Below are 13,360 nucleotides of genomic sequence, written 5' to 3'. Positions count from 1 at the left end.
GCATTAATCTTCCTTTCATATTCTTTCCTGGTACCCCACATTTGTGTAGTTCATCGACTGAACTACACACAACTAACTGACACCATGCTAGAATTACTTGCTCTCGCCCTTCTTCAATTCGCTACTGTATTTTCTTCTCCTGCTAATGCTGACGGTGGCAGCAGCGGCTGGAGCGATGGCAATAAAACAGCTTCAGCTCAAGGCGGTAGCAGCGGCTGGAGTGATGGTAACTTAACAGCTCAAGGCGGCAGCAGCGGCTGGAGCGATGGTAATGCTCGCTAGATTCTATTCATACTAGAAACGCTCGGTAGACAGCTACTTTATCTACCATTTTATATACGCTTCGGGCAAGTTAGCTAAGATACATCTCCACCAGTTGGGGAATCTTAGCTAACTTGCCCGGCGCCGTTTCTACGCGGTTGTTAGCTTATGCGGCGACTACTCAGGGGGCTGGGGCTCTATCTTCTTATTATTTTGCTGCCCGCTTGCAATCCACAAGCGTCGTCTCCTGATGCTGTTCGGGTGCGGTGGGTGCGCGATCCTGAGTCTTTAAATCCACTCACAATCCCTAACGATCTTGCCAATCAGGCCATAGGGTTATTATACCAGAATCTGCTGACCGTAGACAATCAAAAGAAGGTATGGGTACCGTGGTTGGCCGAAAGTCTACCTACAGTTCAGTACCAAGATTCGCTAACGCTACTTACCTATCGGCTCAGAAGCGCGGCTACCTGGGACAATGGGCAACCCATAGTAGCTCAGGATGTGGCCTTTACCTTGAAGATAATGAACTTGCCGGGTTTGCCCAATGAAGTAGCCCGAACCACCTTCAGCTTTATTCAGGATGTGCGCTTAGACTCAACCGATACACGTCAGTTTACGCTTGTGTGTCGGGGGCGCGCCCCAGAGTTCGCAGATGTTTCCGGCGATTATCCTATTCTTCCTGAGTACGCCCTAGATCCGAAACGCCAGCTACGCACTATTCCCTTAACGGTACTAACCCAGCCCAATCCTATTTCTTTGAGTAAATATCCCGGGTTAGCAGCTTTTGTGAAGCGTTATAATGCGGCTAATTTGGATAAGAGCCCAATGAATCTTCCTGGGTCAGGGCCTTATGAGCTAGCATCTTGGCGTAGCGGGCAAGCCCTAACTTTCCGCCGTAAGACAAACTGGTGGGCCGACCGACTGCCGGTACAGCAGCATCCCTTAGTAGCTAAGCCAAAACAGATTGAATTTCAGATTATTCCGGATAATGCCACGGCGTTGCTGGCGTTAAGACGGGGAGACATAGACCTTTTCCCGATGGTGCCCGCAAACGAATTCGACCGTCTGCGTACATCGGAAGGCGGAAAGAAAACATTGCAATTTTATACAGCCGATTCCTATGAGATGGTTCTGGCGGGCTTTAATACCAGCCGTGTGCCACTGAATGATCGGCTCACGCGCCAGGCTTTAAGCTACTTATTTGATATACCGGCACTCATCAAAGCCACCCAAAATGGAATGGCATATCCGAGTGTTGGCCTCATCAATCCGCAGGAAAAGGCATTGTATAATGATAGCCTGCCTCTACTCAAATATGCCCCCCAACGGGCAGAAATGCTATTGAAGCAAGCAGGCTGGATGCGGCAAAGTACAGGCAGTTGGGCTAAGCCCTTAGCAGGTGGTCAAAGCCAAGCCTTGGAGTTGAGCATTGCTTATCGGGCCGGTGATTCCACCTTCGAAACCATCGCTTTACAACTCCGCAACGCCGCGGCGCAGCTTGGCATACCCATCCAGTTGAGGCCTACAGAATCAACGCTGCTATTGGGCAAGCTGCGGACCGGCAACTTTGATATTTACCTGCGTACACTGTCAGGAAATCCCTTTGCCTACGATTTTAGCCCACTTTTACACTCTTCGAGTATAGACATCAGCAACTTTACTCGTTTTGGAACACCAACAAGTGACAAGCTTATTAAAGCTATTGTACGCGAGGAAAACCCAGCCCAGAAGGCACAGTTGCTGCGCAAGTTTCAGGTTATTATGCGAACAGAAAGTCCTGTTGTTGTTCTATTTTTTTATCGCTACCGTCTCGCTGCAGATCGAGAGCTTACCAATTTGCGCGTATCGGGGCTACGCCCGGGCTACGACGTTACGACGATCGAACCTCTGCCAGAAAGTTAAATCAGCATGGGGCGTTTTCTGCTGTACCGACTTCTACGCACTATTCCAGCCACGTGGGCTATTGTTTCGCTGGTTTTTCTGCTTAGTCGGACGCTGCCCACCGATGAATTATTAAACCAAGCTCTCCTCAATGAAAATACAGGAAGCCGAAGCATTACTACCGCCGAACGTGAAAATGCGCTTCTGCGGGTACAGCAACGCCTAGGGCTTGCTGGGCCTGTCTTCTATTTTTCCCGAAGTCGGTCATCTACGGGCACAGTGTGGCAATGGAATGGCAGTGACAATCAATACCACCGGTGGCTTAGGAGCGCAGTGCACGGCGATTTGGGCCAATCATATCGCAGTGGCCAACCAGTTACAGCCGTGTTGGGTGAGGCGCTGCGGTTTACTTTGCCGCTTACCATCAGTGCTGCGCTACTAGCTACCCTGCTCTCCATAGCTCTGGGCTTGTGGCTTGTGTGCGGTGGGCCAGCATTTTTACTCACTATTCTGTACGGAATTGATGCGCTGCCACTATTTGTAGTGGCTTTGGGGTTATTACTTCTGCTTGCCAATCCTGATATTCTCCCGCTTTTTCCTGCGTATGGCATGGGCCAACAAACCCTTGAAAATGCCCCTTGGAGCGAGCAGATTAGCTCTTATTTGTATTACAGCGCGCTCCCGTTAGCCAGTTTAGTTTTAGTGAAGCTACCCTCCTTGGTTGTTCAACTACATGATGCGCTGCGGCATGAGTTGGGAGCTAATTATGCAATTACTGCTCGCGCCAAAGGACTCTCGACTTATCAGGTAGCTACGCGACATGCCCTACGCAATGCGCTACTGCCAGTCATTGCCCTACTCACCGATTTGCTGCCCGCACTTGTAGCTGGGGCCGTGGTAGTGGAGGTGATTTTTGCATTGCCTGGTATGGGCCGACTGATGGCTGATGCGGCGGCCGGCCATGACTTTCCGGTTCTCGTGGGGGGCGTTTTATTGGTGGCAATAATGCGCTTGCTAGGCCTCATAGTAGCTGATACACTGTATTTTCTGACGGATCCACGAATTCGCTTGCAGGCATGAGACTGCAGAAAAAGGACAATGCGCGGCACGTAATTGCAATCGGCTGGTTGATGGTAATAGGGAGTGTTGCCCTGCTGGCACCTTGGCTTCCCTTGCCCTTTCCTCCCGATTCTATCGACCTAAATCATGTAGCGCAATCACCATTTTTGCCCCCAACGACTCTGCAACTTCCCATCACTGGCTTGGGACCGATGGGGCTGGTCGCGACGTGTTAACGGCATTGGTGTATGGAGCGCGCACTGCTTTCTTGGTGAGCTTGCCAGCAGCATTTTTTGCGACTGTATTGGGTACTTTTTTGGGCAGTGCTGCCGGTTTCTGGGGTAATTCTGGGCTTCGTATACCCATTGCCTACTGGCTAATGGGGGCTTTGTTCTTTCTGGGGGTATTCATTTCTGATTCTAGTTTGACGTGGTGGCCACTTCTTTTAGGCATACCTGCTGCTGTCGTTACAAGTAAATTTCTAAAGCGTGTACCTGCGTTGCAGCGCACTTGGCCCTTCCCGACCGACCGACTTGTGCTAGGGGCCGCGTCATTATTAGCATCAGTACCTCGGTTGGTGCTTATTCTGGCGTTAGCTGCCGTGCTAGATTCTTCTTTAATAGGCCTATTTTTCCTGTTAACTCTCACTTATTGGCCTGAGCCAGCTCACCTAGTTCGGGCTGAGCTTCTGAGGGTGCGTGCTTTGCCTTACATAGAGTCAGCTAGAGCTATAGGCTTGTCTGGGGGGCAAATTTTGTGGCGACATGCTTTACCAAATGCTTGGCGAACTGTGCGCACGGCGTTTCCACTTAGCATTAGTGCCCTTATTGGTTTAGAAACCACACTTTCCTTTATCGGGGTGGGTCTTCCACCCGAAATGCCTAGTTGGGGACGAACATTAGCCGCGGCCCGTCTTGATCCGACTGCTTGGTGGTTGATTATTTTTCCAGCTTTAGCGCTTGCCGGAACCACGTTAGCGCTCCGTCAAGTCACTATCAATAAAATTTCTGCCTAATATGTTATTTTCTCTATGTCACAAATAACAACTATTTCTTCCTTTTGAGCAGATATATAGTTAAACGAGGTTTGATAGCATCACTATTTGTTTTAAGAGGCTTGAATTCATTAAAACCTCATAAAAGGGCAAGAACCAATGCTACTAGGCAAATCACACGAGTATGATAAAGAAGAATAAGCAAAAAATATTCAAATAGTTCAAGTCACAAAAGCGGGTTTACGTTCCTTTCCACGAGGCCTATTGAGGTCGTACTATTGTAACGAAGATCAGGCAGTGCCCGGAAGCATTGCTGGTTTTCACTCCGCTTGCCTGTCCTAAGTCATTATGCCCTCTTTACTTGTCAAACGTCGTCAGGGGTACGCTTTGCGTTACTTATTGATAGAAATGGCGCGGCAATCGGCCCCGCAGATGTCAGATTTCGAAACCATTGATGGAGACTTGATCCCCTATGCTGTGGCGCAATCTGCTTTGCGCAGTGGCCGGGCAGTCATAGTTGGTAATTTGCTTGTAGGCATGGTAGCCTCAGCAACAGATGGTAATTGGTAAAATAAAAATAAATGGTTTCGGCACGCGGCCTTTGCTCGCGGCGCTGCCGAAACAATAAAGGTTGTTGCAATAGGTGTGTTAAAAAACCCGCAGGTTCTGCCCGCGGGTTTTTTGCGTTTATGCCTCTTCCGTTTGGCGTGCTAGCAAGGCTATCCCCTCCTGAAAAGTATGTGGCTTGTAGCCTAGGTCGCGTTGGGCTTTACTAATGATGAAACCAGTGCGGGGAGGGCGCTTGGCAGGCTGGGTAAACGTACTACCGTCGGCTTTTACAATCAGCGACTTGTCGAGCCCAAAATAGTCGGCTACCTGCAAGGCCATCTGGTAGGGCGTCAGCAACTCGCTGCTACTGATATTGTAGATGCCAGTTGCATTATGGCGCGCCACCAGCCAACAGCCCTGAGCCAAGTCTTCAGCCAAAGTAGGCGTGCGGAATTGATCGTCTACAACGTTGATCTGCTTGCCGGCACGTAGAGAATCACGCACCCAAAGCACAATATTGGTGCGGCCATAATCGTGCACAATACCATATACGAGCACTGTGCGCACAATAGCCCACGCGCCCTTACTAGCTTGTACAATCTGCTCAGCTGCCCACTTACTTTCCCCATAGAAATTGATGGGAGCTGGTACCTCTTCTTCCGTTAGGGGGCCTTTTTCGCCGCTGAAGATAAAGTCAGTGCTCACATGGGTGAGGTGAATATTGTGGTGCTCACAAGCTTCCACAAGGTGCTCTACGGCCGTCACATTCTGCAGCCAGCATGCTTCCCTATTCAGTTCGCACTCATCCACATTGGTCATAGCGGCTGTGTGAATAAGATGTGTAGGTTTTTCGTTACCTAACACTTGCTGAACTTGGGTGCGGTCAGTTACATCCAGCGGCACGAAGCGCAGATCAGGATAGAGAGCGGCCAGCTTGTTGGTCCCGCGAGAAGTAGCAATGATTTCTACGCCTTGTTGCTGGCGAAGCAGTTCGACCAACTTCTGACCTAACAATCCATTAGAACCGGTGAGCAGAATACGCATACACAAATTGTTTCTTAGATAGATGAGATTGTTACAAAGAACTACGGGTGATCTGCCAGCTTCTTAACTAGCAGATCACCCGCAACCTTAGTATTGATACCCATACAACTCGGTGATTTTCTTTTTTTTCAGTTTATCCACCTTGACAGTCATCTTCACATCGGTGGTCGGCCGGTCGCGGGGGCCAGTGGGCTGCGTGGCAATTTTATCGATAACGTCGAGCCCACTGATTACCTGCCCGAATACCGTATAGGCCCCATCCAAGTGCTTCGTGCCCTGATGATTCTGCACAATGTAAAACTGCGACGCGCTACTGGCACGGGTAGGATTAACGTAGTCGCCCTGACGGGCGGCAGCCACAGCCCCAAACTTATGGAGCAGCTCAGGCCGAATTTCGGCCGGAATGGTTGCGGCATCGGGCTGACCAGCGCCATCATTGTTTGTGTCGGTATCCTTGGTATTTGGGTCACCGCCCTGAATCATAAAATTCTGAATGACGCGATGAAAAGTGGTGCCATCATAGAAACCACTCTGTGCCAGCTTCAAAAAGTTAGCCTTATGCTGAGGCGTCATTTCAAAGAGAATTAGCTTCATCTCACCGAGATTGGTACTGATAGTAATTACTTCATCCTTTTTGCTTTTGCGGGGGCTTTTTTAGCCTGAACCGCAAATGTGAAAGTCAAGACAAAAGCTAAAGTCAGCGCCCAGACGCGCGAAACATGGTTCATAGAGCTAAAACGCTAATTGTAGTTGGTTGAAATGAAGTGGATTCAATAGCTGTCGAATACGTGCCTCAAGCTTATGTAGCTTAAAACGTGCTCGATTCCGACTCGCGATGGCTGCGAATTTCAGCCAATATCTGCTTGCCGCCACGGCGAAGCACGGTTTCGGCTAAACTAACGCCTATTGCATCTGCTTGATCAACGTCGGTAATGGCGCTTATTTCCTCTACGTACTGCTGCCCATCAAGGCTGATGAGACCGCCGTGGAGTTGCAGCAAGCCTTCATCGGTGTAGGTAGCCAAGGCAAAGGATGGAATACTGCAGCCGCCCTCCATAGTGCGCAGAAACGCCCGTTCGGCACGCAGGCAGGCATGAGTATCCGTATGGTCCAGAATACCTTGGAGCGCTATCTTACGCCCTAACTCTAGGTTTTTGGCGCACTCAATAGCGACACTTCCCTGCCCAGCCGCCGGCACAAACTGCGTTTCGGGCAGCACATGCGTAATCAGGTGGTCGTACTCCATGCGGTGCACGCCAGCAAATGCTAGTACCAGTGCATCGTATTGCCCTTCTTCCAACTTGCGCAATCGGGTTTGGAGGTTGCCGCGAGCTTCCGCTGTAATGATATCTGGGTAGTAGCGCTTGAGCATGGAGCGCCGTCGCGTACTGCTGGTACCCAGCACAATGTTCGGCTGCTGTAGGGAGAAGCTAGGATCGAAGCTGACAATTACGTCGTTGACCTTCTCCCGCTCCATAAAAGCCAGCAGTTCCAGATCATCGGGAATAGTGCTTTGTACGTCCTTGGCGCTATGGACAGCAATATCAATAAAGCCATTCCGTAGGCTCTCTTCTAGCTCCTCCGTGAACACGCCTTTTGCTCCGATCTTATCCAAAGAGCGGTCGAGCACTACGTCACCTTTCGTAGTGATAATGACTATTTCGGTTTGAAATAATTCCCGCTCCAAGCAGGCCGCTACATGATTCGCTTGCCACAGGGCCAATCGGCTACCACGGGTACCTATGCGAATGGGACGATTGAAGAGCGTAGTTTCCAACTAACAGTTTTACTTAATGACAACTGGTTAAAGCACGTCGGGGGGCAATTTTAACGCCGTCATACTTCGGCAACCCCAGCCTAACCCATCTGAGATTGCTTGTATCAAGCCCTTCCCTATGGTGATACAAAGCTACAAATGCCTTTAGCAATGGCATGGCTATAGCTCATTTAGCAGTAGCTATAGTAATTTAGCAAACTGTATTTAGTGCCTTTACGGCATTTAGGCAGGCATTTTCAGCAATTCAGCTATGCGCAACGAGGTATCCACGAAGACCATACGCGGATTCGCATTGCGCTCCACATGGTAGTGTGCATCGTTCAACTCAGTGGTAATAGACTCAGCATTTCCAAGATGCACGAAGCGGCTGAAGCGGGTCACGAACTGTTGCTCGGCGGCAGGCAGATGCGGAATTAATTGTGCGTCGAGGCCGTGCAGCAGCACTTTGCGTAACAATCCGAGGGCGTAATGTAAAAACTCCTTTTGATTTTCACGCCCCATTTTCTGGAACTCGTCGCTTTTTTCCAACACTTTGGCAAAGTTGTCCTGGAAACACAGACGCATCCACTCAGTGAAGAAGGTGAAGTAGTCGTTGTCGGGGGCGGTACGGGCCGCTAGTGCAGCCCCAAGGTTACCATTGGCTACCTGGGCAAGCTGGCGGGCTTTGGCCTCCGGTATGTGGTGCTCATCGTGCAAATAAGTCGTCAGCTCATCTTCCGTGTAAGGCCGAACTACCACGGGCTGCACGCGGCTAATGATGGTGGGCAGTAATTGCTCGGGCGCGTGGCTAACCAGGAGAAAAATGGTGGCCGCCGGCGGCTCTTCAAGTAGCTTCAGCACGGCGTTGGAGGCCGCAGGGTGCATGAGCTCGGGCAGCCAGATAATCACAATTTTGAAGCGGCCCTCAAACGCTTTCAGTGATACCAGCTTTAACAGTTGAAGACTTTCCTCCTTGGAAATGCTGCCTTGCTTGTTGTCGGCCCCAATGTGCTGCATCCAGTCATTCAGCCCTTGGTAAGGATTCTCCAGCACAAACGTGCGCCAATCGGCGGCAAACTTACTGCTGACTGCATCCTTCGGCACCTGCTTCGTGCTCGTGACGGGCACGATGAAATTCAAGTCTGGATGAACGAGCTTATCCAGTTTCTGACAAGCTGAGCATCGGCCGCAAGAATCTTCATCGGTAGGGGTGCGGCCCTCGCAATTCAGAAATGTAGCGTACGCAAGGGCTAGTCCTAAAGCTGCTGAGCCCTCAGCGCCCCGAAAAAGCTGCGCGTGCGCCACGTGCTGCCGCTGCACCGATTGCACCAGCAACTGCTTGACTTTGGTTTGATCAGGTATTTCAGCGAAGCGCATGAACGTAGTCGCTCAGTTAGGTTATTCTAATTTGTACTAGCTATCCAATAGATTTTTCCCACACTCTATCCTTGGCTGTTGCCTCAAACACATGCTGCATGATTCCTTGCTCCGTGGCATCGTATTCAAGCTGACGCCGCGCCATAACACGTTCGGCTACTTCGGCTACTTTGGGCAGTTTGAAGGTTTCGAAGCCGGCAGCGCCACCCCAACTGAAGCTCGGGATAAAGGTGCGCGGGAAGCCTGCCCCAAAAATATTGGCCCCCACCCCTACTACCGTCCCCGTATTAAACATGGTATTGATACCGCACTTGCTGTGGTCGCCCATCATGAGACCACAAAACTGCTGCCCAGTATTCACGAAGCGGCCGGCCGCGTGGCTCCAGATTTTGACCGGGGCGTAGTTGTTCTTAAGATTGGAAGTATTGGTATCAGCGCCCAGGTTGCACCACTCGCCTATCACGGAGTTGCCGAGGTAGCCGTCGTGGCCTTTATTGGCATAGCCGAAAAAGATGGAATTGCCTACCTCACCGCCCACTTTGGAATAAGGTCCCACGGTGTTGTCGCCGCGCATTTTGGCGCCCGCGTTGATATGGGACCCTTCGCACAAAGCTAGGGGGCCTTTTATAATAGCGCCTTCGTGAACCTGAGCGTTTTTACCTAGGTAAATTGGGCCGTCTTCCGCATTCAAAATGGCTGCCCGAATTTTTACTCCTGGCTCAATAAAGATGTTTTCGGCGCCGTACACGATGGTATGGACATCGCCAATGGGCCCTGATTGCCGACCGCGGGTGAGCAAGTCGAAATCCTGCCGTATCTCGGCGCCATTACGCAGGAACAGATGCCACAATTCACTGATTACGGTAACGGGCTCAGCCACTTCAGTGGTGCTGGCTAAGCCATCTTGAATTAGCTCAGCTACTTTGCTAGCGTCAGGAAGATAAGCAGCCACCAGCAATTCGCCATCAACGAGTGCTTGTCCGGGGGGCAAATTCCGTATCTGTCGCGCCAATAATTCATCGGGCAGCACGGCCCCGTTGATTACTAGAGCCGGACCGCTTACAGCCCCAGCCGGAAACTTGGCTTGTAAGTAGGGTTCGGTTAGATAGAAAATCTCTTGGCCCAAACGGTGCTGCCACTTCTCGGCAATGGTCAGGATGCCGCAGCGCAGGGCAGCCACGGGCCGAGTGAACGTGAAGGGCAACAGGCGCGGCCGAATAGCAGGATCGTCGAAGAGTAAGACGTGCATAGCTTTTTGGTGACAGGCGTCACGAATCGGTTGTCATGACTGGGGGGCAATTTGGCTCCCAGATATATTCGGCGGCAAGTTGGCACAAATAAAAACTCCCACCAGACATGCCAGCGGGAGTTTTTAATACTAGGTTCTGTATGTCGCCGTAAAGGACGGCGCAGAACGGATAACCGAATGACTACTTCTTCTGGTAGCGGTTGCGGAACTTCTCCACGCGGCCAGCGGTGTCAATAAATACGTTTTTGCCAGTGTAGAAAGGGTGCGAAGCGCTGCTAACTTCCACTTTTACAACTGGATAAGTCTTACCATCCTCCATCGTGATGGTCTCGGTAGAGTTCATCGTGGAGCGAGTGATAAATTTGAAGTCACTGGAAGTGTCCTGAAACACGACTTCGCGGTACTCGGGATGGATGTCTTTTTTCATGATCGGAAATACCGTTAAAACCTTCTATGCCTGCCGATTTTGCGGAAGGGATTGCAAAAGTACGCGTTCCATTTGAAATTAAAAACTTACGAGCGGCATTTCACACTCCTTACGCCTTATAATGAGTACGCTAGCGGTTTTTGATTAGTTTTGAGCACTACCCTTATTGCGTTTTTACTACTGGTTTATGGTGTATTCAACTGGTTTTCTCTTGGTTATACTTGCTTTGCAGCTTCGCTTTTCCACCTTACCACCCGTCAGAGAAGCCTATTCTTACGCTCAATATTCAGCAAGCACAACTCCACCTTTACCCTTTGCTCCGCAAGCATTCGCGTATCAGTTTCCTACTCAGAAAGGAGCGTATGCATTTGGGCAAAAGCTTTATCCGTCCAGCGCGGCAACGGACTCCATCACTTGGCAGGCCGATAACAGCAAATTATCTAGTACCCGAAACCAGCAAAGTGCCCAGAATGGTCTTCTCCAGCTCTGGAATTCCGTTTCGGAGGAGTTGGAACAGGCCTGGCACAGTATCCGGGTACTGTTTCGGTAATCATTGTAAGAATTATTTACCGCTATCTACTTACCTCAGATGCTGGCTTTGGTCAGCTTTTTAACACACATTTTCATCTGACTACATGCGTATCTGCTTTGCCACGAATAATGAACATAAGCTTACTGAAGTCAGAGCCTTGCTGCCGTCGACGATTGAGCTGGTGAGTTTGCAGGATTTAGGCTGTCACGAGGAATTGCCCGAAACGCAGGATACGCTGTCCGGCAATGCTCGGCAAAAGGCCGAATACGTGTGGCAACACTATCAAACCTCTTGCTTTGCCGATGACACCGGCCTGGAGGTGCAGGCATTGGACGGCGCGCCTGGGGTATACTCAGCCCGCTACGCCGGCCCCCAGCGCAATGCCGCCGACAATATGGCCAAACTGCTCCAGGATTTGCCCCCCACAGCAGACCGTAGCGCTCAGTTTCGTACCGTTATCGCGCTGGTGCTGCCTAATGGAGAGTGGCAGGAGTTTAATGGTGTTGTGGAAGGCCGCATTGTGGAGGAAGCACGTGGGCAGGCAGGCTTCGGCTACGATCCGATTTTTGAGCCCGCTGGCCACCACCAAACATTTGCCGAAATGACAGCTGAGCAGAAAAACAGCTTAAGTCATCGGGGCCGGGCAGTAGCTGAGTTGATCACTTTTCTGAGCAACCGGGGGAGCTAGACCGCGAACTTATTTTCAAGTAAAAAAGCCCCCCAAAACAAGTTTTGTTGTTTGATAACGGCTACTAGATGGTGGTTTAAACCAACTAGACAGGGTGAAGCAAGTAGGTTAGCTCGGCTACGTTTTTTTCAAAAAGGCGTAACGCTGGCGTCATTTTGCTTAATTTTGCACGGTTGGCCCTGCTGGTACGGGCCGCTTTCCCACCCCATGCAACATCCTTTCATCGTCGGTATTACGGGTGGCAGCGCCTCTGGCAAAACCACGTTTCTGCGCCGTTTGCTCGCTTCTTTTCCTGAGGACGATATTTGTCTGATATCCCAAGACAACTATTACCACCCGCGTGAAAGCCAACTGGTTGACCCCAATGGCGTCACTAATTTTGACTTACCTTCTTCTATCGACTCGGCAGCCTATGCGGCTGATGTCTTGCGCATCAGTCAGGGGCTGGAGGTTCGGCGCCCGGAGTACACGTTCAACAACCCGAATGTTCAGCCTAAAGAGCTGGTGTTTCGCCCTTCCCCTATCGTTGTGGTGGAGGGCATTTTTGTTTTTTACTTCGAGGAAGTGGCACGCCTGCTCGACCTGAAGGTATACATCGATGCCCGCGAGCACGTGAAGTTGCAGCGCCGCATTGTGCGCGACCGCGACGAGCGGGGCTACGATTTGGAAGATGTGCTCTATCGCTACACCCACCACGTAGCGCCTACTTACGAGAAATATATCAAGCCTTTCAAGCAGGATGCTGACATCGTGATTCCGAATAACCGACACTTTGATAAAGGTCTAGAAGTACTGGTTTCATTTCTGCGCACCAAAGTGGCCGCCGCTCGCCAAGAGTAGGCTTTTTCATAGGGAAGCAAACACAAAGAGCGTAGCTACACGGCTACGCTCTTTGTGTTTAGAACAGCTGTTGAGCAGTGTTTGGGTGATTTATTTTTGAATCATTTGGTAGCAGCAGCAGTTGCATTTAGCGGTTAAAATAGTCCCCCGAGATGCAACTACTTTGGGCTGCGCAGTCCAAATGGCTATATTTGTAGCGTTTAGTTTGCTAATGTTCTCTGCTCGCCTCACTTTTTTAGCTCATTTCCGTTTCGTGCTGCTCGCGGCTACGTTGCTATTTGTACTGGGGCTAAACCACCGAACAGTGGCTACGCTGCGGGTGCCTGGGGGCAAATGGCGCGTATTGGCGCGGCCCCAAAGGCAGCTGTAGTAAAGCAGAAAGTAACTCTGGAAGCCACGGGTAGCGCCGCCGTTTGGCTAGCCCCCGCCGCCGACGCTTGGTTTCCGGCGTCGGTGCCGCTTACTTGGCCTCGCTTGCTGGCGAAGACCTTAAAATTTGCCCCCCAGCCCGGTGCTTTACCGGATTTTTTCCGCGCCCGCCTGCTTTTGGCTGCGCTCTCGCCGCAGGCTCCCTAGCTGATTTTTTGCTTTTCTACTGACCAGGAAGCTGATGCACCGCTAGTATCGGGTGCTTATCGCTTCTCCCAAGCTGCCTCAGCAGAATAATAGCATTTGAAGTACTCAGCACAATAGCACAGTA

The 13,360-nt window shown here is 50.8% G+C and carries 14 protein-coding genes; 8 read left to right on the top strand and 6 right to left on the bottom strand.

Annotated elements, in window-relative coordinates; translation table 11 throughout:
• The first annotated feature begins 84 nt into the window (after positions 1 to 84).
• The 5 genes from EPD59_RS04630 (at position 85) to EPD59_RS24025 (ending at position 4,219) form a co-directional block, all read left to right on the top strand.
• A complete protein-coding gene (locus EPD59_RS04630) occupies positions 85 to 282 on the top strand; it encodes a hypothetical protein (protein ID WP_133271765.1) in 198 nt (65 codons plus the stop codon).
• A 147-nt stretch (positions 283 to 429) separates the two neighbouring features.
• Positions 430 to 2,166 carry an ABC transporter substrate-binding protein gene (locus tag EPD59_RS04625; RefSeq protein WP_133271764.1) on the top strand — a complete coding sequence of 579 codons (1,737 nt, stop codon included), beginning with the start codon at positions 430 to 432 and terminating at the stop codon, positions 2,164 to 2,166.
• Between the two features lie 6 nt (positions 2,167 to 2,172).
• A complete protein-coding gene (locus EPD59_RS04620; RefSeq protein WP_133271763.1) occupies positions 2,173 to 3,225 on the top strand; it encodes an ABC transporter permease in 1,053 nt (350 codons plus the stop codon).
• The gene (locus EPD59_RS22215; RefSeq protein ID WP_165963473.1) at positions 3,222 to 3,440 is read left to right on the top strand and encodes a hypothetical protein; all 219 of its coding nucleotides are present in this window, start codon (positions 3,222 to 3,224) and stop codon (positions 3,438 to 3,440) included. Before EPD59_RS04620 ends, EPD59_RS22215 begins: the two co-directional genes overlap by 4 nt.
• A gap of 143 nt (positions 3,441 to 3,583) precedes the next feature.
• Positions 3,584 to 4,219, top strand: coding sequence for an ABC transporter permease (locus EPD59_RS24025; RefSeq protein ID WP_394347223.1), 636 nt, complete (start codon positions 3,584 to 3,586; stop codon positions 4,217 to 4,219).
• A 666-nt stretch (positions 4,220 to 4,885) separates the two neighbouring features.
• Here EPD59_RS24025 and EPD59_RS04605 read toward each other — a convergent pair.
• The 6 genes from EPD59_RS04605 to EPD59_RS04580 all read right to left on the bottom strand — a co-directional run bounded on the left by EPD59_RS04605 (position 4,886) and on the right by EPD59_RS04580 (position 10,600).
• Entirely contained in the window at positions 4,886 to 5,791 is a 906-nt protein-coding gene (locus tag EPD59_RS04605) for an SDR family oxidoreductase (protein ID WP_133271760.1), read from the bottom strand.
• An 87-nt stretch (positions 5,792 to 5,878) separates the two neighbouring features.
• Positions 5,879 to 6,385, bottom strand: a complete 507-nt coding sequence (locus EPD59_RS04600; RefSeq protein WP_133271759.1) for a peptidylprolyl isomerase — start codon at positions 6,383 to 6,385, stop codon at positions 5,879 to 5,881.
• Positions 6,386 to 6,599: 214 nt separating this feature from the next.
• Complete coding sequence (gene hemC, locus EPD59_RS04595) at positions 6,600 to 7,568, bottom strand: hydroxymethylbilane synthase (RefSeq protein ID WP_133271758.1); 969 nt, start codon at positions 7,566 to 7,568, stop codon at positions 6,600 to 6,602.
• Between the two features lie 222 nt (positions 7,569 to 7,790).
• The gene (locus EPD59_RS04590; protein ID WP_133271757.1) at positions 7,791 to 8,924 is read right to left on the bottom strand and encodes a DNA polymerase III subunit; all 1,134 of its coding nucleotides are present in this window, start codon (positions 8,922 to 8,924) and stop codon (positions 7,791 to 7,793) included.
• A 40-nt stretch (positions 8,925 to 8,964) separates the two neighbouring features.
• Entirely contained in the window at positions 8,965 to 10,173 is a 1,209-nt protein-coding gene (locus EPD59_RS04585; RefSeq protein ID WP_133271756.1) for a GlmU family protein, read from the bottom strand.
• A 181-nt stretch (positions 10,174 to 10,354) separates the two neighbouring features.
• Entirely contained in the window at positions 10,355 to 10,600 is a 246-nt protein-coding gene (locus EPD59_RS04580; protein ID WP_133271755.1) for a type B 50S ribosomal protein L31, read from the bottom strand.
• 635 nt (positions 10,601 to 11,235) lie between these two features.
• Between EPD59_RS04580 and EPD59_RS04575 the strand changes: the two genes are divergently transcribed.
• From EPD59_RS04575 to EPD59_RS04565, 3 genes are all read left to right on the top strand, one after another.
• On the top strand, positions 11,236 to 11,820 hold the full coding sequence (locus EPD59_RS04575) for a non-canonical purine NTP diphosphatase (RefSeq protein WP_133271754.1): 585 nt from the start codon (positions 11,236 to 11,238) through the stop codon (positions 11,818 to 11,820).
• Between the two features lie 207 nt (positions 11,821 to 12,027).
• Positions 12,028 to 12,660: a uridine kinase family protein gene (locus EPD59_RS04570; protein WP_133271753.1), complete on the top strand. Its 633-nt coding sequence runs from the start codon at positions 12,028 to 12,030 to the stop codon at positions 12,658 to 12,660.
• A 333-nt stretch (positions 12,661 to 12,993) separates the two neighbouring features.
• The gene (locus tag EPD59_RS04565; protein WP_133271752.1) at positions 12,994 to 13,236 is read left to right on the top strand and encodes a hypothetical protein; all 243 of its coding nucleotides are present in this window, start codon (positions 12,994 to 12,996) and stop codon (positions 13,234 to 13,236) included.
• The last annotated feature ends 124 nt before the right edge of the window (positions 13,237 to 13,360 follow it).

The sequence above is a fragment of the Hymenobacter radiodurans genome (assembly GCF_004355185.1).
Classification (GTDB): domain Bacteria; phylum Bacteroidota; class Bacteroidia; order Cytophagales; family Hymenobacteraceae; genus Hymenobacter; species Hymenobacter radiodurans.
The sequence above is the reverse complement of the archived record's forward strand: the minus strand, read 5'-3'. Positions and strand labels throughout refer to the sequence as shown.

What these genes read in the sequence shown, in the direction of transcription:
- EPD59_RS04630 (WP_133271765.1), top strand. Translation starts at nt 85, where the DNA reads ATGCTAGAATTACTTGCTCTCGCCCTTCTTCAATTCGCTACTGTATTT.
- EPD59_RS04625 (WP_133271764.1), top strand. Translation starts at nt 430, where the DNA reads ATGCGGCGACTACTCAGGGGGCTGGGGCTCTATCTTCTTATTATTTTG.
- EPD59_RS04620 (WP_133271763.1), top strand. Translation starts at nt 2,173, where the DNA reads ATGGGGCGTTTTCTGCTGTACCGACTTCTACGCACTATTCCAGCCACG.
- EPD59_RS22215 (WP_165963473.1), top strand. Translation starts at nt 3,222, where the DNA reads ATGAGACTGCAGAAAAAGGACAATGCGCGGCACGTAATTGCAATCGGC.
- EPD59_RS24025 (WP_394347223.1), top strand. Translation starts at nt 3,584, where the DNA reads ATGGGGGCTTTGTTCTTTCTGGGGGTATTCATTTCTGATTCTAGTTTG.
- EPD59_RS04605 (WP_133271760.1), bottom strand. Translation starts at nt 5,791, where the DNA reads ATGCGTATTCTGCTCACCGGTTCTAATGGATTGTTAGGTCAGAAGTTG.
- EPD59_RS04600 (WP_133271759.1), bottom strand. Translation starts at nt 6,385, where the DNA reads ATGAAGCTAATTCTCTTTGAAATGACGCCTCAGCATAAGGCTAACTTT.
- EPD59_RS04590 (WP_133271757.1), bottom strand. Translation starts at nt 8,924, where the DNA reads ATGCGCTTCGCTGAAATACCTGATCAAACCAAAGTCAAGCAGTTGCTG.
- EPD59_RS04585 (WP_133271756.1), bottom strand. Translation starts at nt 10,173, where the DNA reads ATGCACGTCTTACTCTTCGACGATCCTGCTATTCGGCCGCGCCTGTTG.
- EPD59_RS04580 (WP_133271755.1), bottom strand. Translation starts at nt 10,600, where the DNA reads ATGAAAAAAGACATCCATCCCGAGTACCGCGAAGTCGTGTTTCAGGAC.
- EPD59_RS04575 (WP_133271754.1), top strand. Translation starts at nt 11,236, where the DNA reads ATGCGTATCTGCTTTGCCACGAATAATGAACATAAGCTTACTGAAGTC.
- EPD59_RS04570 (WP_133271753.1), top strand. Translation starts at nt 12,028, where the DNA reads ATGCAACATCCTTTCATCGTCGGTATTACGGGTGGCAGCGCCTCTGGC.
- EPD59_RS04565 (WP_133271752.1), top strand. Translation starts at nt 12,994, where the DNA reads ATGGCGCGTATTGGCGCGGCCCCAAAGGCAGCTGTAGTAAAGCAGAAA.